The 21,640-nt window shown below is 58.9% G+C and carries 19 protein-coding genes and 1 other RNA gene; 17 read left to right on the top strand and 3 right to left on the bottom strand.

Annotated elements, in window-relative coordinates; all coding sequences use genetic code 11:
- From ACTRWH_RS14510 to ACTRWH_RS14520, 3 genes are all read right to left on the bottom strand, one after another.
- Window positions 1-589: SIS domain-containing protein (locus tag ACTRWH_RS14510; RefSeq protein WP_036203719.1), on the bottom strand; the 589-nt coding region annotated here is incomplete at its 3' end.
- A 2-nt stretch (window positions 590-591) separates the two neighbouring features.
- Window positions 592-966 (bottom strand): YraN family protein, encoded by a 375-nt coding sequence (locus ACTRWH_RS14515; RefSeq protein WP_273623195.1) that lies wholly within the window; start codon window positions 964-966, stop codon window positions 592-594.
- Window positions 967-986: 20 nt separating this feature from the next.
- Window positions 987-2,918, bottom strand: coding sequence for a penicillin-binding protein activator (locus tag ACTRWH_RS14520; protein ID WP_286810545.1), 1,932 nt, complete (start codon window positions 2,916-2,918; stop codon window positions 987-989).
- Between the two features lie 99 nt (window positions 2,919-3,017).
- Here ACTRWH_RS14520 and rsmI point away from each other — a divergent pair, with 99 nt between their 5' ends.
- From rsmI to ftsZ, 17 genes are all read left to right on the top strand, one after another.
- On the top strand, window positions 3,018-3,908 hold the full coding sequence (rsmI, locus tag ACTRWH_RS14525; RefSeq protein WP_462826554.1) for a 16S rRNA (cytidine(1402)-2'-O)-methyltransferase: 891 nt from the start codon (window positions 3,018-3,020) through the stop codon (window positions 3,906-3,908).
- 65 nt (window positions 3,909-3,973) lie between these two features.
- An RNA gene (rnpB, locus tag ACTRWH_RS14530) (RNase P RNA component class A) lies at window positions 3,974-4,335 on the top strand.
- Between the two features lie 306 nt (window positions 4,336-4,641).
- A complete protein-coding gene (mraZ, locus tag ACTRWH_RS14535; RefSeq protein WP_007154587.1) occupies window positions 4,642-5,094 on the top strand; it encodes a division/cell wall cluster transcriptional repressor MraZ in 453 nt (150 codons plus the stop codon).
- On the top strand, window positions 5,091-6,071 hold the full coding sequence (gene rsmH, locus ACTRWH_RS14540; RefSeq protein WP_462826532.1) for a 16S rRNA (cytosine(1402)-N(4))-methyltransferase RsmH: 981 nt from the start codon (window positions 5,091-5,093) through the stop codon (window positions 6,069-6,071). The genes mraZ and rsmH overlap by 4 nt, the downstream gene beginning before the upstream one ends.
- A 2-nt stretch (window positions 6,072-6,073) precedes the next feature.
- Window positions 6,074-6,481, top strand: a complete 408-nt coding sequence (ftsL, locus tag ACTRWH_RS14545) for a cell division protein FtsL (RefSeq protein WP_007154585.1) — start codon at window positions 6,074-6,076, stop codon at window positions 6,479-6,481.
- Between the two features lie 30 nt (window positions 6,482-6,511).
- The gene (locus ACTRWH_RS14550; protein WP_075194893.1) at window positions 6,512-8,251 is read left to right on the top strand and encodes a peptidoglycan D,D-transpeptidase FtsI family protein; all 1,740 of its coding nucleotides are present in this window, start codon (window positions 6,512-6,514) and stop codon (window positions 8,249-8,251) included.
- A 4-nt stretch (window positions 8,252-8,255) separates the two neighbouring features.
- Window positions 8,256-9,740: a UDP-N-acetylmuramoyl-L-alanyl-D-glutamate--2,6-diaminopimelate ligase gene (locus ACTRWH_RS14555; RefSeq protein WP_075194894.1), complete on the top strand. Its 1,485-nt coding sequence runs from the start codon at window positions 8,256-8,258 to the stop codon at window positions 9,738-9,740.
- Entirely contained in the window at window positions 9,737-11,128 is a 1,392-nt protein-coding gene (locus ACTRWH_RS14560; RefSeq protein WP_075194895.1) for a UDP-N-acetylmuramoyl-tripeptide--D-alanyl-D-alanine ligase, read from the top strand. The genes ACTRWH_RS14555 and ACTRWH_RS14560 overlap by 4 nt, the downstream gene beginning before the upstream one ends.
- Window positions 11,113-12,198, top strand: coding sequence for a phospho-N-acetylmuramoyl-pentapeptide-transferase (gene mraY, locus ACTRWH_RS14565; RefSeq protein WP_007154581.1), 1,086 nt, complete (start codon window positions 11,113-11,115; stop codon window positions 12,196-12,198). The genes ACTRWH_RS14560 and mraY overlap by 16 nt, the downstream gene beginning before the upstream one ends.
- A 14-nt stretch (window positions 12,199-12,212) precedes the next feature.
- Window positions 12,213-13,553 (top strand): UDP-N-acetylmuramoyl-L-alanine--D-glutamate ligase, encoded by a 1,341-nt coding sequence (gene murD / locus ACTRWH_RS14570; RefSeq protein ID WP_075194896.1) that lies wholly within the window; start codon window positions 12,213-12,215, stop codon window positions 13,551-13,553.
- Entirely contained in the window at window positions 13,553-14,755 is a 1,203-nt protein-coding gene (gene ftsW / locus ACTRWH_RS14575; protein ID WP_036203744.1) for a putative lipid II flippase FtsW, read from the top strand. The genes murD and ftsW overlap by 1 nt, the downstream gene beginning before the upstream one ends.
- Window positions 14,748-15,833 carry an undecaprenyldiphospho-muramoylpentapeptide beta-N-acetylglucosaminyltransferase gene (murG, locus tag ACTRWH_RS14580; protein WP_075194897.1) on the top strand — a complete coding sequence of 362 codons (1,086 nt, stop codon included), beginning with the start codon at window positions 14,748-14,750 and terminating at the stop codon, window positions 15,831-15,833. The genes ftsW and murG overlap by 8 nt, the downstream gene beginning before the upstream one ends.
- Window positions 15,826-17,271: a UDP-N-acetylmuramate--L-alanine ligase gene (murC, locus tag ACTRWH_RS14585; RefSeq protein WP_075194898.1), complete on the top strand. Its 1,446-nt coding sequence runs from the start codon at window positions 15,826-15,828 to the stop codon at window positions 17,269-17,271. The genes murG and murC overlap by 8 nt, the downstream gene beginning before the upstream one ends.
- Window positions 17,264-18,241, top strand: a complete 978-nt coding sequence (locus ACTRWH_RS14590) for a D-alanine--D-alanine ligase (RefSeq protein ID WP_075194899.1) — start codon at window positions 17,264-17,266, stop codon at window positions 18,239-18,241. Before murC ends, ACTRWH_RS14590 begins: the two co-directional genes overlap by 8 nt.
- Window positions 18,234-19,073, top strand: coding sequence for a cell division protein FtsQ/DivIB (locus ACTRWH_RS14595; protein WP_036203755.1), 840 nt, complete (start codon window positions 18,234-18,236; stop codon window positions 19,071-19,073). The genes ACTRWH_RS14590 and ACTRWH_RS14595 overlap by 8 nt, the downstream gene beginning before the upstream one ends.
- A 36-nt stretch (window positions 19,074-19,109) precedes the next feature.
- Window positions 19,110-20,345, top strand: coding sequence for a cell division protein FtsA (gene ftsA, locus ACTRWH_RS14600; RefSeq protein ID WP_007154574.1), 1,236 nt, complete (start codon window positions 19,110-19,112; stop codon window positions 20,343-20,345).
- A gap of 101 nt (window positions 20,346-20,446) precedes the next feature.
- Entirely contained in the window at window positions 20,447-21,604 is a 1,158-nt protein-coding gene (gene ftsZ, locus ACTRWH_RS14605) for a cell division protein FtsZ (protein WP_007154572.1), read from the top strand.
- Window positions 21,605-21,640 lie beyond the last annotated feature (36 nt).

The raw sequence follows: 21,640 nt of genomic DNA on the forward strand, positions 1-21,640 counted from the left end.
ATCCGCCGAACAGTTTTTCGTCGATCAGTCCGCACAAGGCGTTGATAATCACTAGCAGGATAGGCGTTGCAGCCGTCGGGGAAAGGTTATCCAGGGCGATTTCGTGGTCCTCCGGGTGAAGCAGGGAGGTGATGTCGGTTTTCTCCTTGGCGCTCAGTACTACCACATTCATTTCTCTGTCGTGCGCGGCCTGTATGGCCTGGATCAGGTTGGCCTTGTGGCCGTCGTCCACAATAACCAGGAGCAGATCGTTGGCTTTGCCAATAGCGCGAACCTGTCTTGAGAAGGTGTCATTGAAGCGATTGTCGCGACAGATCGCGGAATAGGTTGTCGCATCCGCTCCCAGATTGATGGCGGGCAGTGCCGGTCGGTCGTGCTCAAAGCGGTTGAGCAGCGCAGTGCAGAAGTACTGTGTGAGTACGTTGGCATTGCCGTTGGCGCAGGTAATGATCTTGCCATCATTCAGTAGCGTGTTAACCAGTGCGTCTGCGGCGCTCTCAATGGCCGGTGCCGTCAGGCTGGCGGCGTGGGCCGTGTGTTCCATGTGGTTGGCAAACCACTGGTTTATCTGTTGTTCGGTATCCGTCATAGTCAGACCTGAATGGCGTTTTTTATCCATTGTATCCGGTATTTTTTGCGATCGCCCGGTGCGATTGCGATTACGTCAATTCTTGCGTTCGCATTCCACAGCCCATGCCTGTGGAGGTAAAACGAAGCGGCGCGGATAAGGCGCTTTTGCTTCGTGGGAGTGATGGATTCGGCTGCGCCGGTCAGGCTACCGCTTCCGCGGTATCGCACCTCGAAGAAAACCAGCGCATCACTGTCCCGGCCGATGAGGTCAATTTCGCCCCCGCGACTGAACACATTGCGTGCCAGAATAGTGACGCCTCGCGTCTGAAGGTAGCGCGCGGCAACGCCCTCGGCATGGTCCCCGGTGGCTTTTCGAGTTCTTGTGCTGCCATCCATGGCATAAGGTGTCCTGGTTGTTAATTTGGATTGGAGGCGCCTTCCATAGCGGGGGCGTCCGATTCTGTTTCTTCAGGTTCCAGTGATGGCAATTGTTCTGGAGTTCCTTCGCTGAATCGGGCCCAGAGCTGTTCCCGGTGAATGCTGCCTTGCGGCGTCATGGTCAATACCCCGGTCTGGCCGTCTATCGTGGCGCCATCGACCTGCCTCAGTAATGGCAGTCGTTTGCTCAGATTCCAGGCATCGGCCCCCATGGCGAACAGGCGGCCAAGCTGACCCCGGACATCAGGCATGGCTTCCTTGACGATGTCGCGAAAGCGGTTTTTCTTTTCAAGAACCCAAGGCGTGTCGGTAAAGGTGACGCCGTTCAGGTCCCGGTCCCTCGATGGGTCCGGATTACCTTCGTAGACCATGGAGGGTGAGTAAACGGGCAGATCGCCGCCAAAATAGAAGGCGAATAATGGTTTGAACTGCCGTGCGACGGTTGGCTCCGCCACCATAACGATGCCGTCGGCATCCTGGCGCCGCCGGGGCTCGAATTCAACGTCAATGCCGGCAGTGCGTTCAACGTCTATGGCCCGATCGCGGGATACTGTGATGCCAAGCAGGTCGGCAGTGACGGCACGGAGATTGTCCTCGCGGAAATAGCGCTCAATATCCAGGGCGATGCCTCCATTCTCTGCCAGCTGGTCCAGCAGGGCAGTTTCCAGTCGGTCCCCCCAATTCCCCGTTGGGATCAGCACAAGAATCTGATCGATACCCTCTGCATCAAGACGGTTGGCAATTTGTCTGGCTTCGTCTTCTGCTGACAGCCCGAACTGGTAGAGTCCGTCAGGAGCTGTAACCTCCCGTGGCAGATAGTTCAGGCCAAGAACCGGCACGGGCAGAGTCGACATGTCGCCGAGTGCTGCCAGGGACTCTTTTTCCAGGGGGCCGACAATCAGGTCCTGTTCCTCTTTGGTCAGTTCGTCATAAAGCGAACGAAAGTTCTGATCCGAGGTGTCGACGACTCGAATGCTGATTTTTCCGCGCTCCGCTGAGTCGTCCTCGTAGTAGGCGGCGAAAAAACCATCGCGGATGGCAGCGCCCGCACTCGACAGTGGGCCGCTGAGCGGCAATGCCAGGGTGATTCTTTCGGGCTGGCTCTCTGCAAGGCTTGCAATCAGTTGCAGTTCAGCCGGTAAGGCCCCGGCGGCGGGGTGGTCGGGCCAGTTGTTCTGCCAGTTGCGGATCATTCTTCCCTGTTCGTCCAGATTGATGCCCGGCTGCCGGAGAATGCCTGCCAGTTCAAGCCAGCCCTGGGCTTCATAGCCAATCGCTCGGCCTTTTCTGTCGGCGAGCTGGGTGTCTGAGGTCTGTTTCAGGTTCTTCCAGATATCGTCATGGATAGATTGCGTATTGGCGTCTGTGTCCGCTCCGGACAGCAAGATCAGGGTAATGGCCGCCGCAAGGTTGTCTCCGGCAAGCCGATAGGTTTGCTCTTGCAGTCTTGCGGCGCGGTTAATCAGGTTTCTTTCATAATTAAGGAAATGATCTGGCTCTATGCCAGATACAATGCTCTTCGCCCAATCGCCATCCTCAAGCGCAGTGGCGCTGGCCATGGCTAGCAGAAGCCGTTGGTTTTCTGTGGCCTCAGTGGTCGGCGAGAATTGCTTGCTTTGAAGCAGCTTCCTGGCGGCCCGGTGTTCGTTTTGACCCTGGAACCTGTCCGCTGCTCTCAACAGGTAAGCCTGTGCGCTTTGTCGGTTGGTTTCGCTGGCAGCGACTTCAAGAGCTTCTCCGGCGGTTTTGGCAATGTACGATTCCAGGTTCACGCTTGCGCAACCCGCAAACAGCACCGTCGTGGCCAGGAGAATGGTGATGGTTTTCAGGTTCTGGCGGTATTTGGTCATGGCTGGCTCACAATACTCCGGGTTATTACGCTTGTGGCGCCGGGTAATCGGCGGCATCATGCCGGGAGCCCTGGTGCCCGCCGGGCTTCCCATTAATGGTTTGATTTATCAGGCCGCAAGTTTAACAGCTCCCGCGTGAATTCACATGACGTTGGTGTCATGCGCAGGGGGCAAAGAGAGGGATGTGTGAACTCAGAAAGCGAGCCGCCGGAACAGGCTGGCACCCTGTATATCGTTGCCACACCAATTGGCAACCTGGACGATCTGTCTCCCAGGGCCGCGGCAGTTTTGTCGCGGGTGGACGTGATTGCCGCCGAGGATACACGGCACAGTGGCCGGCTATTGCAGCACCTGGGTATCAGCAAGCCAATGATGGCCTTGCACGAACACAATGAGCGGGACAGGGCTGGCCAGGTTCTGGACAAGCTTGCGGCCTGCCAGGATGTGGCTCTGATTTCCGATGCGGGGACGCCGTTGATCTCTGATCCGGGCTTTGTGCTGGTAAGGGAGGCTCGGGCTCGGGGTTATCGGGTTACTCCGGTGCCTGGTGCCTGTGCGCTCATTTCGGCGTTGAGCGCGGCAGGGCTGCCGACGGATCGGTTTTTGTTCGAGGGTTTTCTGCCCTCCAAGTCCGGAGCGCGCAGGGCTGCCCTGGACCGCCTGGCGAGGGAATCCGCCACATTGGTGTTCTACGAGTCGCCCCACCGTATTGTCGATACGGTGGGGGATATTGCGGAGGTGATGGGAGCAGAGCGAGAGCTCGTGCTGGCCCGGGAGCTGACCAAAACGTTCGAGACTTTCTATGCAGGGGCGGCGGCCCATGTCAGGCAAACTCTGGAGGCGGACCCCCATGGCAGTCGTGGCGAATTCGTGGTGATGGTGCGTGGCGCTAGCGCAGAGGAGTTGTCGGTGGGGGCGGCAGAGGCGGACCGGGTGTTGGCGTTGCTGCTGACAGAGCTGCCGGTGAAAAAGGCGGCGAAGCTGGCATCGGAGTTAACCGGAATCTCCAAGAACGAGCTGTATCAGCGAGCGTTGTCTCTGAAGGCCTGATCTCAGGAAGTCACTGGTTCGCGGTTTTTCTTGCCTGCCGCTGCAGGCTGGAGTATGGTCTCGCCCGAGCTCGCCAGACAGTCGCCGCCGGTTTTACCGGGGGAGGAAAGTCCGGGCTCCACAGGGCAAGGTGCCAGGTAACGCCTGGGCGGCGTGAGCCGACGGAAAGTGCAACAGAAAGTATACCGCCTAAGTGGCCGTGACATGTTCGCGGGCACCGGTAAGGGTGAAACGGTGCGGTAAGAGCGCACCGCGTGACTGGCAACAGTTCACGGCGATGGTAAACCCCACCTGGAGCAAGACCAAATAGGAATCCTATGGCGCGGCCCGCGCTGGATTCGGGTAGGTCGCTTGAGGCCTGCGGTGACGCAGGCCCTAGATGAATGACTGTCCCAGACAGAACCCGGCTTACCGGCGAGCTCATTTTTATTTCTCCGCTTGATGTGACATTTGTCATTCTCACCAGCAAGCTTTTATAGCCAAAAAATCTTAGAGTTCACTTGCCATCTTCAGAACTGACTGCAGGTGATTGATTTTTAGGTTTTTCTTTTCCGTAATCTCCAGCTTTTGACCAATCTTGTTCTGTAACCTCTTGTCGTGAAAGGAACTTTTCCTGGTGTGGCGCTGTTCGCGGCGCTTGCATTGTGTATTGCGTGTTTCTATAGTGTGCACAAGTGGGAAAAAGTGGTTTCTAGTGGTTATTTGTGGTTTCTGAACCCCGGAATTGGTGCTAATGAGCAATTTTCTTGGCAGTCATGCCATCAATATGGATGCGAAGGGTCGCTTGGCGATCCCCGCCAGGGTGCGCGAAGAGCTTGCGCATGCCTGCAGTGGTCGCATTGTATTGACGGCCAATGCCGATGAAGAGCGCTGTTTGCTGATGTATCCGGAACCGCAGTGGGAGGCATTAAGGCCACAAATTGAAGCGCTTCCCAATATGAATAAAGCTGCCCGCAGGCTGCAGCGACTGCTGCTGGGCCATGCCACGCCTTTGGAGCTGGACTCGGCGGGGCGCATTCTGGTGCCACCCACGTTGCGCAGTTATGCGCGCCTGGAGAAGAAATTGATGCTGATTGGTCAGGGCAAGAAGTTGGAACTTTGGAGCGAAGAGCGTTGGTTCGCTTGGCTTGACGAGTCATCGGATGAAGACGAGATGCCGCCGGAAATGGAGGCGTTGTCGCTATGACAGCCGGCCGCGGGCAGGAGCCTGCCGGTCAGTACCGGCACCGTTCCGTGCTCCTGGACTCGGCGGTGGACTTGCTGGTCAGCGATCCGGATGGCGTTTATATCGATGGCACCTTTGGTCGCGGAGGTCACAGCCGGCTGATTCTGGGGCGGCTCGGGCAGGGCGGAAAGGTGTTGGGTATCGACAAGGATCCGGACGCAATTCAGGTGGCCCGTGACCTGTCAGCGAGCGATGCACGGTTTCAGCCATTTCACGGCTCGTTTGCGGAACTGGGCGCTGCCGCTGAAGCCCAGGGGTGGATGAAGGTTAATGGTGTTTTGCTGGATCTTGGTGTTTCATCCCCGCAGCTGGACGATGCCGCCAGGGGGTTCAGCTTTATGCGCGATGGGCCACTGGATATGAGAATGGACCCCGGGCAGGCGCCAAGTGCGGCGCAATGGTTGGCCGAGGCGGACGAAAAAGACATCGCGAACGTGATCTGGCGATACGGCGAGGAGAAGTTCTCCCGCCGTATCGCTCGTCTTGTTGTGGAGCGGCGTAAGGAAGCGCCGCTGGAAACCACGCGTCAACTGGCGTCGTTGGTCAGTGAGGCGGTGCCGAAAAAAGAAAAGCACAAGCATCCGGCCACCCGGACGTTCCAGGCAATCCGGATCTTTATCAACCGGGAGCTGGAAGATCTGGAGCTTGGGCTCAATGCCGCTGTTGAAAAGCTGATGCCCGGTGGAAGGCTGGTGGTTATCAGCTTCCATTCGTTGGAGGACCGGCTGGTCAAACGCTTTATGCGGGACTTGGCGCGCGGGCCGAGATTGCCAAAAGGCGTGCCGGTGACGGCGGAGCAGGAAGCATCGGCGTTTCGGTTGATCGGCAAGGCGAACAAGGCGGATACAGAAGAAGTGAGCGACAACGTGCGGGCGAGGAGCGCGGTTATGCGTGTACTTGAACGGATACCGGAACAACACAAGTTAGGGAGCGCGTAATCATGGGCGCGGTAGCGATTGAGCAGCCAACAAAAACAGCGCGACTGAACAGAAAGCGTGTCAGGGACGGCGTTGCCACTGCGGTCAGGTTGTCGAACCAGGTCTTTACCGCACTTCAGCAGAAGCGCGTGTTGATCACCGTGGGTTTGGTGATGCTGTTGATCGTGTCCTCGCTGGGCGTTGTTGTCAGTGCCCATGAGAACCGTGAATTGTTCAACTCCTTATCTCAGCTGCAGGAACAGCGTGACAACTACCAGCGTGAGTGGAGTCAGTTGTTGCTGGAGCAGAGTGCTTTGAGTGCCCACGGACGGGTAGAGCAGCTGGCCTCCGAGCGTTTCGGAATGGTCGTGCCAGGCAAACAGGATATCGTTCTGGTGCCGTTGATGGCGCCGCTCGTCGGGTCGCGTTAAGCGAAAACAACAAACCGTAAGGTGAAGACAGTGTCGGACCAGGGAAAAACAGCAACATGGGGCCAGCGACTGGCTGCCGGGCTTGGGGCCTGGCGGTACGGCACCGTGTTGGGCGTTTTTCTGTTGGTTGTCGGTGCCCTTGCCTGGCGGTTGGTGGATCTTCATGTAGTGGACAACGAGTTCCTGCGTAAGCAGGGCGATGTGCGCACCATTCGGGTGGAGAGCATCGATGCCCATCGTGGTGTAGTGACGGACCGGCACGGCGAATCACTGGCGGTGAGCACTCCAGTCCAGACCATCTGGGCGAATCCGTCCGAGATCGACGCGGATGAGCCGCGACTGACCAATGTCGCGCGCCTGTTGGGCCTTCAGGAGGCCAGGCTGCGCGAGCGGCTGCGTAAGTATTCGGGCCGCGAGTTTATTTACCTGCGCCGTAAGCTTCAGCCAGAAATTGCTCGGCAGGTGCTGGCAATGGGTATTCCGGGTGTGTACAGCCGCCAGGAGTACCGTCGTTACTATCCCGCTGGAGAGGTGACGGCTCATGTGGTCGGGTTTACGAATATCGATGAAAGCGGTCAGGAAGGTATCGAGCTGGCCTACAACCAGTGGCTGAGTGGTGAAAGTGGTCGCAAGCGGGTTCTCAAGGACAACCGTGGCCGTGTGATCAAGGATCTGACGTTGATCCGCGACGCGAAGCCTGGTCGCAACCTCGAACTCAGCATTGATTTGCGGCTCCAGTATCTGGCTTATCGGGAGCTGAAAGCCGTTGTCGGCGCGCACGACGCCAGGGGAGGCACTCTGGTGATGCTGGACGTGGACACCGGCGAGGTATTGGCCATGGTGAATCAGGGCTCCTACAACCCCAACGACCGCAGCCAGCTGAGCCCCGACCGTTTACGCAACAAGGCCATTACCGATCTGTTTGAGCCGGGGTCCACGATGAAGCCTGTTTCCATGGCTGCAGCACTGGAATCGGGGAAGTTCAAGGCTTCCAGCACCATAGACACAGCGCCGGGGTACCGGCGCTTTGGCCGTTTCACGATTCGTGATCACCGGAACTATGGGGTCATCAACCTGACTGACGTGATTGCGAAATCCAGCAACGTCGGCATCAGCAAGATCGCCACCGAGTTGGGTGGTGACACTATCCGCGATCTTTATGCCCGTCTGGGGCTGGGCCAGCCTACCGGTATTGGGTTCCCCGGTGAGGCTGTTGGCGTGTTGCCGGCACCACCAAAGTGGCGCCCCGTCGAAGAGGCAACCCTGTCTTATGGGTATGGCATGAGCGTCAATGCGCTTCAGCTGGCGCAGGCATACATGGTTTTGGCCAATGGCGGAATTCGCTACCCGTTGAGTCTGTTGAAGGCCGATGAAAAACCCGTTGGGGAACGAGTTCTTTCCGAAGAAGTCTCATTCCAGATAAGGGAAATGTTGCGAGAGGTGGTCGAGAACGGTACCGGAAAGCGCGCTCAACCGGGATTCTATTCCGCCGGTGGTAAAACCGGCACGGTACACCTGGTGGGTAAGAATGGGTATGAGGATAGCCAGTACAAGGCGATATTTGCCGGTATGGCTCCCATCGACAATCCGCGGATTGTCACCGTCGTGGCTGTCGATGCACCCCAGTCCGGCGAATACTACGGTGGCGAAGTGGCTGCACCCGTATTCGCCCGGGTGATGGGAGATGCATTGCGGCTGCTGAACGTAAAGCCGGAACTGGAGCTGGGCGACGCAAAGGCGCCGCGTCTGGCATCCGGGGAGCGGGGTTAGGGTTATGTGTATTACATCACTCAGCACATTGTTGCAGGGAATCGCACCGGTACCGTCGGTGTTTGATGTCACAATCCACGGCCTGAAGACCGACAGCCGTGACGTCAGGTCGGGCGACGCGTTCGTTGCCCTGGCCGGTGCCCGAACGCCCGCCGACCACTACATCGAACAGGCGATCGGTGCGGGTGCCACCGTAATCCTGTTGGAGTCAGCGCAGCCGGGTGAATGCTACGAGCATGAAGGTGTTCTTATTGTTCCGGTGACGATGTTGCGCGCTCACCTCGGGAAGCTCGCGGATCGATTTTTCGAGCATCCCTCCCAACGATTGCGCCTGATCGGCGTGACCGGAACGAATGGCAAAACGTCGGTAAGCCATTACATAGCGACATTGCTACAGGAAACCGGCACACCATGCGGCGTTATCGGCACCCTCGGCTATGGTATGCCCGGTGCGCTGCAGGAAGGTACACACACCACGCCGGAGGTCGTGCAGGTAAACCGCGTACTGTCGAAAATCATCGCCCAGGGTGGACGCGCGGCGGCGATGGAAGTCTCTTCACACGCACTCGAACAGGGGCGGGTCGACAACCTGACCATGACCGGCGCGGTGTTTACCAATCTTACCCGGGACCACCTGGACTACCACGGTTCCATGGATGCATACGGAGCGGCGAAGGCCCGTCTTTTTCATCGCGAAGAGCTGCATTTCGCGGTCATCAACTTCGATGATCCGTTTGGAAGGCAGCTCTATGAGAAGCTTGATGGCAAATGTGACCGTGTCCGTTACAGCTTGCACGAAGCCCAGACCGAGCTCTGGCTGACGGAATTCGTACCGTCCATTGACGGTTTTAGCGCCAGCGTAGACGGGCTTTGGGGCCGGTTTAATGTGTCCGCCCGGGTACTGGGAAGCTTTAACGTCAGCAATATTCTGGCGGCCATGGCAGCCGTGCTCAGCCTGGGTGTGCCGGTAGAGCGGGTTCAGCAAGCGGTTGAGCGGTTGTCGCCCCCACCGGGACGGCTGGAGCCCTTCGCGGGCGGTAACGATGTGCGTGTTGTCGTGGATTACGCCCATACCCCGGACGCCCTGAACAGTGCCCTTGCCGCCTTGCGCCCGCATGTTGCCGGGCGGCTTTTCTGTGTATTCGGCTGTGGCGGCGACCGCGACACCGGTAAGCGGCCAGAGATGGCCCGGGAAGCGGAAAAAGGGGCCGATGTCGTGATCGTGACGGACGACAATCCGCGCAGTGAAGACCCGGAAGCCATTACTTCCGACATCGTCGCTGGGTTTGAGAATCCTGACCAGGTCGCGGTTATCCATGATCGTGCTGAGGCGATTCGCCAGGCCATTCATTCTGCTGTGGCAGGAGACATTGTACTGATTGCCGGAAAGGGCCACGAAGCATGGCAGGAAGTGGCAGGCCAGAGATTTCCGTTCAGCGACGCTGAGCAGGTGCGACATGCGCTGTCGCTGAATGGAGGTGTCGCATGATGCAGTCATTCGCGCTGGCCGATGCCGTCAACTGGCTTGGCGGTACTGTGGCAGTGGGCAATCTGGAAGGCTTGAAGTTTGACGGTGTCTCGACCGACACGCGTCGAATCGCCAGCGGAGACGTGTTCGTGGCGCTTCGGGGTGAGAACTTCGACGGGCACGATTATCTGGCTGTGGCCGAGAAGGCTGGAGCCGTGGCTGCTGTTGTAGACAAGGCAGACCCGAGCCTGGGGCTTCCGCAGATCCGGGTTTCGGACACGGTAGACGCATTGGCACAACTGGCCCTGGCCAATCGCAATGCCAGCACCGCACGCTTTGTGGCGATCACCGGTAGCAGTGGTAAGACCACGGTACGCGAAATGGTGGCCGCGATTCTTTCGCAGGTGGGTAATACCCTCGCCACCGAGGGCAACCTCAATAACCACATTGGCGTTCCCCTGACGCTGTTCAGGTTGTCACCGGAACACCAGTTGGGCGCGATAGAACTCGGAGCCAGCGGCCTGGGGGAAATAGCCCACACCGTCAATATTGTTCGGCCGGAGGTGGTCATCCTCACCAACGCCGGGCAGGCGCATCTGGAAGGGTTTGGCGGTTATGACAACGTGGTGCGCGCAAAGGGTGAAATCATTGATGGCGCGCCAGCATCCGGTCTTGTGGTCCTGAACAATGATGACCCGGCCTTCGATCTATGGCGTCAGCGGGCGGGCCAGCGTCGGGTCGCAGGTGTCAGTGGCCGGGCAAGTGAAGGGGCTGATTACGTCCCCGAAGATATCCGCAGCGATGGCGATGTCCGGCAGTTTCGTGCACAGGGGCCGGACGGCTGGTCCTGTGACATCCGCCTTTCCCTGCAGGGCGAGCACAATATCACCAATGCATTGTTGGCGATTGCCGCTGCACGCGAGTTGGGTGCAGGCGATGAGGCGATAAAGACGGGGCTGGCGGCTTTGAAGCCGGTAAAGGGGCGCCTGCAAATGATGGCGCTGACACCGAAACTGACCGTCATCGACGACAGCTACAACGCCAACCCTGCCTCCATGAAAGCCGCTTTGGATGTGTTGGCTGCGCGACCGGCCGGCCGTGTGGCTGTGTTGGGGGCGATGGCTGAGTTAGGGCAGGACAGCTTAGTTCTGCACAGGGAGGTTGGTGAGTTCGCCAGGGCGAGGGGCATCGAAAGGCTGATCGCTGTGGGTCCTGGCTGTGAAGGATATGTTGAGGGTTTCGGAGACGCCGCTGAGGTGTGTGCGAGCCATGACGACGCCGTGCGTCGTCTGTTTGAGGGGCCTGCCGAGTCACAGACGGTACTGGTCAAGGGTTCTCGCAGTTCCGCCATGGATCGCGTGGTGGAGGGAATACAAGAAAAGGTGGGTAACGCATGCTGCTCTGGCTGACAGAGGCTCTTTCACAGTACTTTTCCGCGCTGACGGTTTTCCAGTACCTGACCGTCAGGGGGATCTTTGGGGTGTTGACGGCCCTTTTGATTTCCCTGCTGATCGGCCCGGTGATGATTCGCAAACTCAGCCAGTACCAGATCGGGCAGGCGGTTCGTGACGACGGCCCACAAACGCATCTGAGTAAAGCCGGCACGCCGACCATGGGTGGTGCGCTGATTCTGGTAGCCGTCGGGGTCAGCTCATTGCTGTGGGCGGACCTGAGCAATCGGTATGTCTGGGTGGCGATTCTGGTCACGCTTTTGTTCGGTGCGATTGGCTGGGTGGACGACTACCGCAAAGTGGTGGAGCGCAATCCGAGAGGACTGCCTGCTCGCTGGAAATATTTCTGGCAGTCAGTGATCGGGGCGACGGCGGCGGTCGTGTTGTTCATGAGTTCCGCACTGCCCCAGGAAACGTCGCTCTACGTGCCATTTTTCAAGAACGTATCGCTGACCCTGGGGCCGGTGCTGTTCATCCTGTTGAGCTATTTCGTGATTGTGGGTAGCAGCAACGCGGTGAACCTGACCGATGGCCTGGACGGGCTGGCCATTATGCCGACGGTGATGGTGGCGGCGGCGCTGGGCATCTTCGCATACGTGTCTGGCCATGCTCAGTTCGCCGATTATTTGCTGATTCCTCATTTGCCGGGCACCGGTGAGTTGATTGTATTTTGTGGCGCGCTCGTGGGTGCCGGCCTGGGATTTCTGTGGTTCAACACCTATCCGGCCCAGGTGTTCATGGGGGATGTGGGAGCGTTGGCGCTTGGCGCGGCGCTGGGTGTCGTGGCCGTGATCGTACGGCAGGAAATCGTATTGTTCATCATGGGCGGCGTGTTCGTTATGGAAACCGTCTCCGTGATTCTGCAGGTGGCGTCCTTCCGGCTTACCGGCCGGCGGATATTCCGCATGGCGCCGCTGCATCATCATTTTGAACTGAAGGGCTGGCCGGAGCCGCGCGTTATCGTGCGCTTCTGGGTTGTCACCGTCGTGTTGGTACTGGTTGGCCTGGCCAGCCTGAAACTGAGATAGGGAAGCAAAGCACCATGGGTGTCATCGTTTCAGATCGTCGAACGCTGGTTGTGGGGCTCGGTAAAACCGGGCTCTCCTGCGTGCGCTATCTGTGCGAAAAAGGCCGCGATGTTGCCGTGGCTGATAGCCGCCTGTCGCCGCCCGGCCTGGATGAGCTCAGGGCTGAATGGCCGGACCTGCCCGTGTACCTGGGGGAGTTCGATGCCGACCTGTTTGCCGGCTTTAACGAACTGGTGGTCAGTCCCGGGATCAGTGTTGCCGAACCGGCCATTCGGGTGGCAGCCGATAAAGGGGCTGTCATTCGCGGTGACATTGACCTGTTCTCGGAAGTAGCGGACGCGCCGATCATCGCCATTACGGGGTCCAATGGTAAAACCACGGTGACCACGCTGGTCGGAGAGATGGCGAGGGCCGCTGGCCGCCGCGTGGAAGTCGGCGGCAATATCGGCACTCCGGCGCTGGAGCTGCTTGGTCGCGGTGCCGACCTCTATGTCCTGGAGTTATCGAGCTTCCAGCTCGAAACCACCCGGGAACTGAATGCCCTGGCGGCCACGGTGCTGAACGTCAGCGATGATCACATGGATCGCTACCCTGACAAGATGGCCTATTTCCAGGCCAAACAACGAATTTTCAACGGCTGCCAGAACGCCGTGGTCAATCTGGACGATGCCCTCAGCACGCCCATGGCCAGGGACAACCTCCGGTTCCTGTGTTTCGGTTTTCACCGTGTTAACCCGGATACGTTCAGTACCCGCGATGACGATGAAGGTACCTGGATTACCTTCGGCTTTGACAATCTGCTGTTGGCCGAGGAATTGGGCCTGATGGGCCAGCACAATATCAGCAATGTGATGGCGGCACTGGCACTTGGACAAGCTGCCGGATTACCGATGGACGTGATGCTGGACACTGCCAAGCGTTTCAAGGGGCTTCCGCATCGGTGCGAATTCGTTCGGCGGGTGAGTGATGTCGACTACATCAATGACTCCAAGGGCACCAATGTGGGAGCGACGGCCGCCGCCATTGAAAGCCTGGTGCCAGCGGGTGGAAAGATCGTGCTGATTGCCGGTGGTGAAGGCAAGGGCGCTGATTTCTCATTGCTCGCTGAACCCGTGGCAACTCATTGTCGCGCGGTTGTACTGATCGGCGCTGATGCTGAGACCATCGCCACCGCCTTGGGTAATCGGGTGGAGACGGTCAACGCCGCTGACATCGCAGGCGCTGTCCATACGGCAAAAAAGCTGGCCCAACCGGGTGACCGGGTGCTGTTGTCACCTGCCTGCGCCAGTTTCGACATGTTCCGCGACTACGGGGATCGTGGCGATCGTTTCCGTCAACAGGTGGAGGGGCTGTGATGCACGCTGACCTGTCCCTCACCAGTCATCACGGTTTGTTCCGTGATCTGCGCCCGCTGCCCCTACTGATCATCAGTTCCGCTGCGTTGCTGGTCATGGGCATTGTGATGATTTCTTCCGCCTCCATGGACATGGCGGCGGAAACCATGGGTAACAGTTACCACTATGTGATCCGTCAGCTCATTTTTGCCGGCATCGGCTGCGTACTTGCGCTGATTGCCGTCAACGTGCCGATCTCCTGGTGGGAGCGCAGCGGGTGGCTGTTGCTCGGGGTCGGTTTGCTGTCACTGCTTCTGGTGCTGACGCCCCTCGGGCGTACGGTGAATGGCTCCACCCGCTGGATCTCGTTCGGGCTGTTCAATGTTCAGGTGTCGGAAATTGCCAAGCTTTGCCTGATTGCCTATCTGGCCGGCTACGTCGTGCGTCGTCGGGATGAGTTGCTAAACACCTGGCCTGGGTTCCTCAAGCCGTTGGGCGTGCTGGGTATTGCCTCGGTGCTGCTGGTTATCGAGCCGGACTTCGGTGCCACGGTGGTACTGGTTGCTGCATCAGCCGGCATGATTTTCCTGAGTGGCGTCCGGCTTAGCCGGTTTATGCCGCTGATTGGCGTGTTGGTGGTGATGGGCTCCGTGCTGGTATTCACCCAGCCCTACCGGTTGAAGCGGGTTGTGAGTTACCTCGACCCCTGGAAAGACCAGTTTGATACCGGCTACCAGCTAACCCAGTCGCTGATTGCGTTCGGTCGTGGCGACTGGGCGGGTACCGGGTTGGGGAATTCGGTACAGAAACTGTTCTATCTGCCGGAGGCCCACACCGACTTTATCTTCGCGATCATTGCGGAAGAATTCGGGTTGTTGGGGTCGCTGATGGTCCTGGGCCTGTTCACCGTATTGGTGGTGACCGGATTTGTGATTGCGAGAAGGGCCGAGAAAGCGGGCATGCCATTCGCCGCGTGCTTCTCCTATGGCATTACTTTGCTGATTGGCTTGCAGGCCGGTATCAATATGGCGGTCAGTACGGGCCTGCTGCCTACCAAAGGCCTGACCTTGCCGCTTGTGAGCTATGGCGGTTCCAGCCTGATGATTACCGCTGTCTGCATTGGTGTGCTGGCACGGGTGGAGATGGAGAGGCTGGACCGCGAAAAACTGGCCAGCGAAAAGACCCGTAAACCAGCGGCCAGGGGAGGTGCGGTTTATGACTGATAAACGGCGCTTTCTGATGATGGCCGGTGGCACCGGTGGCCATGTTTTCCCTGCCCTGGCAACGGCGAGACAGCTGCAGGACAAGGGGCATGAGGTTTTCTGGTTGGGTTCTCGTGGTGGTATGGAAGAGCGACTGATCGGCGAAACCGACATACCACTGTCGCTGATCCAGGTCTCTGGGCTGAGGGGCAAGGGTCGCCTGGCTTTGTTGATGGCGCCGTTCCGGCTGATGCGCGCTCTTGGCCAGGCCTTTACGATCGTTCGCACCATCCGCCCACATTGCGTCATCGGCATGGGTGGCTTTGTGACCGGTCCTGGCGGTCTCTCCGCCTGGCTGAATCGGGTGCCGCTGGTAATTCACGAGCAGAATGCCATTGCCGGAATGACCAACCGCATTCTGGTGCGCTTCGCTCATACCGTGTTGGAGGCCTTTCCCGGGAGCTTCGGCACGACTGTGGTAACCCGCTGTACCGGCAACCCGGTCAGGCAGGACCTGGCCGAGCTCGCCGAACCCGATCAGCGGATGTCCGGCCGGGCGGGTGCGCTGCGGTTACTGGTGGTGGGCGGCAGCCTTGGTGCCCAGGTGTTCAATCGCACGTTGCCGGAGGCACTGGCTCAGCTGCCGGAAGCTGAACGGCCAACGGTGCGCCATCAGTGTGGCGAGAAAAATATCGAGGAAGCCGGTGATGCCTACCGTGACCACGGCGTGGATGCATCGGTGGAGCCGTTTATCAAAGACATGGCAGAGGCCTACGGCTGGGCCGACATTGTGCTCTGCCGGTCTGGTGCGCTCACCGTTTCTGAGTTGTGTGTTGCCGGTGTGGGCGCCGTGCTGGTGCCGTTCCCCCATGCCGTGGACGACCACCAGACCCGGAACGCACAGCAAATGGTTAATGCGAAAGGCGCCATCCTGATCCCGCAGCCAAAGCTGTCGGCCGATCTGCTGGCGGAAACCCTGACCGATCTCGGCAAGGACCGCCGCCGGATTCTGGACATGGCGAAGGCCGCAAAGACGCTGGCTCGCCCCGATGCAACGGAGAGAGTCGTGAATTACTGTTTGGAGGCCGCAAATGGCTGAATCCACAAATCCCCCGCTGGTCTATCAGGTGCCCGAGATGCGCCGTATCCGCAATATTCATTTTGTGGGGATTGGCGGTGCTGGCATGAGCGGTATTGCCGAGGTCCTGAAGAACCAGGGCTACGATGTGTCCGGCTCTGACATTCGTGAGAGTGCCGTGACAGACCGGCTGTCCGGCATGGGCGTTGAGGTGTTCATCGGGCATCGTGAGGAGAACAGTGCCAGTGCAGACGTGGTTGTGGTGTCGTCTGCGGTAACGGGTGATAACCCGGAAGTATCGGCGGCTCGCAGCCGACGGGTGCCGATCGTGCCCCGTGCAGAAATGCTGGCGGAGATCATGCGCTATCGCCATGGCATTGCCGTGGCTGGCACTCACGGCAAAACCACCACCACCAGTCTGATTGCATCGGTTCTGGGAGAGGCTGGCCTGGATCCCACCTTTGTGATTGGTGGCAAGCTCAATAGCGCCGGAACCAACGCGCAGCTTGGCGGCTCCCGCTATCTGGTGGCTGAGGCCGATGAAAGCGATGCCTCATTCCTTCACTTGACGCCGGTGATCTCGGTGGTGACCAACATTGAAGCCGACCATATGGACACCTATGGCGGAGACGTTGGGCGCCTGAAACAGACATTCGTGGATTTCCTCCACAACCTGCCGTTTTACGGCGTTGCGGTGATGTGTGTGGATGACGGCTTTGTGCAGGAAATCATCCCCAGGATTTCCCGCGCCATCATTACCTATGGCATCGATAATCCGGATGCCGACTACCGGGCGGAAAACATTGAATCCGATGGCCTTCGGACTCGGTTTGTCGTTCGCCGCCCGGGTGGCCGTAGTGATTTGGACGTTGAACTGAAAATGCCCGGTCGCCACAACGTACTGAATGCCCTGGCGGCTATTGCCGTGGCCACTGATGAGGGCGTGGATGATGCCGCCATCTGTCGGGGCCTTGCAGGTTTTGCCGGGGTTGGACGCCGGTTCCAGGTCTACGGTGATTACAACACCCGCAAAGGCACTGTCACCTTGATTGATGACTATGGGCACCATCCCACGGAAGTGGAGGCCGTTATCCGGGCGGCCCGTGATGCCTGGCCGGATCGCAGGCTGGTCATGCTTTATCAGCCTCACCGCTACACCCGTACCCGGGATCTCTATGAGGATTTCGTCAGGGTACTCTCGGAAGTGGACGGGCTGTTACTGATGGACGTGTATTCAGCGGGTGAGCCGGCGATACCGGGTGCGGATGGTCGTGCATTGTGTCGCAGCCTGCGGCAGCGAGGCAGCGTGGAGCCGCTTTTTGTGGAAGAAAACGGAGAGATCGAAGCCCTGCTTGCCAACACGTTACAGGACGGCGATCTGCTGATTACACAGGGCGCGGGTGATATAGGCGGAGTGGCTGCGCGACTGGCAGCTGCAGGAGTGATTGCGGATGAGTGAGATGGCCAGGACTGTAGATTCACAAGGTTATCAGGCCGATCCGGAGACGCTGAAGGCACTGGGACGGGTGGCTGTCTTTATGGGCGGTGATTCCGCCGAGCGTGAAGTGTCACTGAAAAGCGGACAGGCAGTACTGTCGGCACTGGTATCCGCCGGAGTTGACGCCTATGCCGTGGATGTACGCGGTTGTTTGCTGAAAACCGTCGAAGAGCCCGAGTTTGATCGGGTTTTCATTGCCCTGCACGGGCGCGGCGGGGAAGACGGCACGATTCAGGCCATCCTGTCCCAGGCTGGTATTCCCTTTACGGGAAGTGACGTTCTGGCCTCTGCGCTGGCCATGGACAAGCTGCGCAGCAAATACGTGTTTGAAGGCTGCGGACTGCCAACTCCGAAATTCCGTGCCATGGGGTCCGTGGAGGAAGCCGGCAGCCTAGTACAGTCGCTGTCGTTGCCGCTGAGCGTAAAACCCTCGCGGGAAGGCTCCAGCATTGGCATTCGCAAGGTGAACAGTGAACAGGAGCTGGTTGAAGCATATACGCAGGCGGCCGCGCTGGACCCTCTGGTTCTCGTCGAAGAATGGATTGAAGGCCCCGAATTTACCGTCAGCCTTCTGCAGGATCAGGCGCTGCCGGCCATTGGCTTGAGTACAGACCACGTTTTCTATGACTACGACGCCAAGTACCTGGCCGACGACACCCGCTACCAGATCCCCTGCGGGCTGGACCCGGACAGCGAGCTGAAGCTCCAGCATCTGGCATTGGATGCGTTCAGGGTGCTCGGCTGCCGAACCTGGGGCCGGGTAGACATAATGCAGGACCGCCAGGGTGAGTTCTGGATTCTGGAAGTGAACACAGTCCCTGGAATGACTGACCACAGTCTGGTGCCCATGTCGGCTAGGGCGGCCGGTATCAGTTTCGAGGAACTGGTGGTGAGGATCCTCATGGACACCTTGGAGGCAGGCGATGCTTGAAAAGCTGCTGATCCGGAGCCGGGCGGTACCGTCCGACCCACCGAAGCGCAGGGGAGCTACCTCTCTTGGGCCTGAGCGGGACCGGTTTGGTTTGCTGAGAGCTGTATTGTCCGCCGTGCCCTGGGGGCAGGCGCTCATGGGAGCGGGTATTGTCCTGCTGGCGGCATTGGTTCCCTGGGGAACCAGCGAGGTGCTGAGCGCCATGGATCGTCAGGTCATGGCCATCGACGTGAAGGGCGAACTGGTGGGTGAAAACCGTACAGCGCTGGAGCGCAGTGCGGGCAAGTGGATAGGGCGGAGTTTCTTTGCCACCGATCTCTCTGACATCAAGGAGAGCCTGGAGCAGCGCCCATGGGTGGAGTCTGCAGCGGTCAAGCGCGTATGGCCGGACCGGCTGCAGATCGACGTTCGTGAGAAAAAGCCACTGGCGTACTGGAACAGCAACCGGCTGGTGAGCCGCAACGGAGAACTGTTTGCGCCGCCTAACCCCGAAGTGGCCGGGCGACTGCCTCGGCTGGCTGGCCCGGATGAGCGTGTGAAGGAAGTGATTGATATGGCAAGGACCATGTCGGATACGCTCACCGGTCATAATCTCGGGTTTGCCGGGTTGAGTCTTGAACAGCGCGGTGCCTGGACGCTGACCCTTGCCAACGGCATCGAAGTGGTTCTGGGCAGGGATCAGGTTGAGGCGCGTTTTGAACGCTTTGTCACGGTTTATCAGGAACGGCTGGCGTCGCGTTCAGACGAAGTCAGACGGGTGGATGCCCGCTACAGCAATGGGGTGGCGGTTCAGTGGAAGCCGTCAGAAACGGCCTCGCGGACAAAATCATAGCAACGCTAAATTCAGACCTACGGTTTGGTGAAACACATGTCATCGGTTGAAACGGAAAACATGATTGTCGGCCTCGATATCGGAACCTCGAAAGTGGTTGCGATCGTCGGCAAGCGCAAAATGGACGGGACCATTGAGGTGGTGGGTATCGGTTCCCATCCCTCCCGCGGGCTCAAACGTGGCGTGGTGGTCAATATCGAAACCACGGTCCAGGCGATACAGCGTGCGGTGGAAGAAGCCGAACTGATGGCGGGTTGCCGGATTCACTCGGTCTACGCGGGTATTGCCGGCAGCCATATCAAGAGCCTCAACTCCCACGGCATTGTAGCGATCCGTGACCGGGAGGTGACCCAGGCTGACATTGACCGGGTGATTGACGCCGCCCAGGCGGTGGCGATTCCGGCGGACCAGAAGATCCTTCACATACTGCCGCAGGAGTTTGTGATCGACAGCCAGGAGGGCATCAAGGAGCCCATGGGAATGTCCGGCGTTCGCCTGGAGGCCAAGGTTCACCTCGTCACCTGTGCGGTGAACGCCGCCCAGAACATCGAAAAATGCGTGAAACGCTGCGGCCTGGAAGTGGATGACATCATCCTGGAGCAGTTGGCCTCCAGTCACGCCATCCTCACCGAGGATGAAAAGGAACTGGGTGTCTGCGTGGTGGATATTGGCGGTGGTACCACCGATATCGCGGTGTTCACCGGTGGTGCCATTCGGCACACGGCGGTCATTCCTATCGCTGGTGATCAGGTCACCAACGACATCGCCATGGCCCTGCGGACACCCACGCAGAATGCCGAGGAAATCAAGATCAAATACGCCTGCGCCTTGACTCAGCTGGCCGGCGCGGATGAAACCATCAAGGTGCCCAGTGTGGGTGACCGGGCGCCACGGGATTTGTCCCGTCAGGCGCTCGCCGAGGTGGTGGAGCCGCGCTACGAAGAGCTGTTCACCCTGGTGCAGTCTGAACTTCGCCGTTCGGGATTCGAAGACCTGATCCCGGCCGGCATCGTGATTACCGGCGGTTCCTCCACCATGGAAGGCGTGGTGGAACTGGCCGAAGAAATCTTCCACATGCCGGTAAGACTGGCCTGTCCGCAGGCGGTCTCCGGTATGACGGAGGTAGTCAACAACCCCATCTACGCCACGGGCGTTGGGTTGTTGATCCATGGCTTCCGCCAGATGGATCTGGGGCGGGCGCCGGCGCTTAAGGGTGAAGATGCACCCACGCTGTTTGAGCGCATGAAAGCCTGGTTTACCGGTCACTTCTGACGGCGAGCCGGGAGAAGACATACACGAAGGTATCTCGAAAATCATAATCTCGAAAAATCAGTCTGGAAAAGGCTGATAAACAGCACGAAGGAGTAGGGGAAATGTTTGAACTCGTCGATAATGTCCAGCAAAACGCTGTCATTAAAGTAGTAGGCGTTGGCGGTGGTGGCGGCAATGCCGTTCGCCACATGCTCAACAGTGATATCGAAGGCGTGGAGTTTATTTGCGCCAACACCGACGCTCAGGCCCTGACGGACTTGGATGCACGTCAGATTATTCAGCTTGGTGGCAATATCACCAAAGGGCTGGGTGCCGGTGCCAACCCGGAAGTAGGGCGTCAATCCGCTCTGGAAGACCGTGATCGCATCGCCGAGTCGCTGAAAGGCGCCGACATGGTGTTCATTACCGCCGGCATGGGCGGCGGAACCGGAACCGGTGCCGCTCCGGTTGTGGCTGAAGTGGCCCGGGAAATGGGTATCCTGACCGTTGCGGTTGTCACCAAGCCGTTCATGTTTGAAGGTGGCAAGCGCATGAGTGTGGCGGAAGCCGGCCTCAAGGAGCTGGAGGAAACCGTTGACTCGCTGATCACCATCCCCAACGAAAAGTTGTTGGCGGTGATGGGTAAGAAAACCAGCCTGCTGGACGCGTTTGGTTCAGCAAACGATGTGCTGTTGGGGGCGGTTCAGGGTATTGCTGACCTGATTACCCGCAACGGTATGATCAACGTGGACTTCGCCGACGTAAAAACCGTTATGTCGGAGATGGGCAACGCCATGATGGGTACGGCGCGTGCCACTGGCGAGAACCGCGCCCGCGAAGCTGCAGAAGCCGCTGTTCGAAGCCCGCTTCTGGAAGACATCAACCTGCAGGGTGCCAAGGGTATCCTGGTCAACATCACCGCAGGTATGGATCTCAACCTGGGAGAATTCTCTGAGGTTGGCGACATTGTTCGTGAATTCGCTTCGGATTCCGCCACGGTGGTCGTGGGTACCGTGATTGATCCGGAAATGACTGACGAACTCAAGGTGACGGTGGTTGCGACCGGCCTGGGCGGTGACCGCGAGAAGCCGACCAAGGTGGTGGACAACACCCGTAGCCTGGATGGCACAACGGATTACAACCAGCTTGACCGTCCGGCCGTTCTGCGTCGTCGCGCCGTGGCTCACGGCAATGTGGCGATTGATCAGAGCAAGGACAGCGAGGAGCAGGGAGTCGACTATCTCGATATTCCCGCATTCCTTCGCCGTCAGGCTGACTGATAATCTGTTGCAAATGTATTCGGTAATGGAACCTTT

Source organism: Marinobacter sp. G5_S1_61_S3, from assembly GCF_054968585.1.

Bases quoted from the DNA above. Each gene is read 5' to 3' on its own strand.
- ACTRWH_RS14515 (WP_273623195.1), bottom strand. From the start codon at position 966: ATGGATGGCAGCACAAGAACTCGAAAAGCCACCGGGGACCATGCCGAG.
- ACTRWH_RS14520 (WP_286810545.1), bottom strand. From the start codon at position 2,918: ATGATGCCGCCGATTACCCGGCGCCACAAGCGTAATAACCCGGAGTAT.
- rsmI (WP_462826554.1), top strand. From the start codon at position 3,018: ATGCGCAGGGGGCAAAGAGAGGGATGTGTGAACTCAGAAAGCGAGCCG.
- mraZ (WP_007154587.1), top strand. From the start codon at position 4,642: ATGAGCAATTTTCTTGGCAGTCATGCCATCAATATGGATGCGAAGGGT.
- rsmH (WP_462826532.1), top strand. From the start codon at position 5,091: ATGACAGCCGGCCGCGGGCAGGAGCCTGCCGGTCAGTACCGGCACCGT.
- ftsL (WP_007154585.1), top strand. From the start codon at position 6,074: ATGGGCGCGGTAGCGATTGAGCAGCCAACAAAAACAGCGCGACTGAAC.
- ACTRWH_RS14555 (WP_075194894.1), top strand. From the start codon at position 8,256: ATGTGTATTACATCACTCAGCACATTGTTGCAGGGAATCGCACCGGTA.
- ACTRWH_RS14560 (WP_075194895.1), top strand. From the start codon at position 9,737: ATGATGCAGTCATTCGCGCTGGCCGATGCCGTCAACTGGCTTGGCGGT.
- mraY (WP_007154581.1), top strand. From the start codon at position 11,113: ATGCTGCTCTGGCTGACAGAGGCTCTTTCACAGTACTTTTCCGCGCTG.
- murD (WP_075194896.1), top strand. From the start codon at position 12,213: ATGGGTGTCATCGTTTCAGATCGTCGAACGCTGGTTGTGGGGCTCGGT.
- ftsW (WP_036203744.1), top strand. From the start codon at position 13,553: ATGCACGCTGACCTGTCCCTCACCAGTCATCACGGTTTGTTCCGTGAT.
- murG (WP_075194897.1), top strand. From the start codon at position 14,748: ATGACTGATAAACGGCGCTTTCTGATGATGGCCGGTGGCACCGGTGGC.
- murC (WP_075194898.1), top strand. From the start codon at position 15,826: ATGGCTGAATCCACAAATCCCCCGCTGGTCTATCAGGTGCCCGAGATG.
- ACTRWH_RS14590 (WP_075194899.1), top strand. From the start codon at position 17,264: ATGAGTGAGATGGCCAGGACTGTAGATTCACAAGGTTATCAGGCCGAT.
- ACTRWH_RS14595 (WP_036203755.1), top strand. From the start codon at position 18,234: ATGCTTGAAAAGCTGCTGATCCGGAGCCGGGCGGTACCGTCCGACCCA.
- ftsA (WP_007154574.1), top strand. From the start codon at position 19,110: ATGTCATCGGTTGAAACGGAAAACATGATTGTCGGCCTCGATATCGGA.
- ftsZ (WP_007154572.1), top strand. From the start codon at position 20,447: ATGTTTGAACTCGTCGATAATGTCCAGCAAAACGCTGTCATTAAAGTA.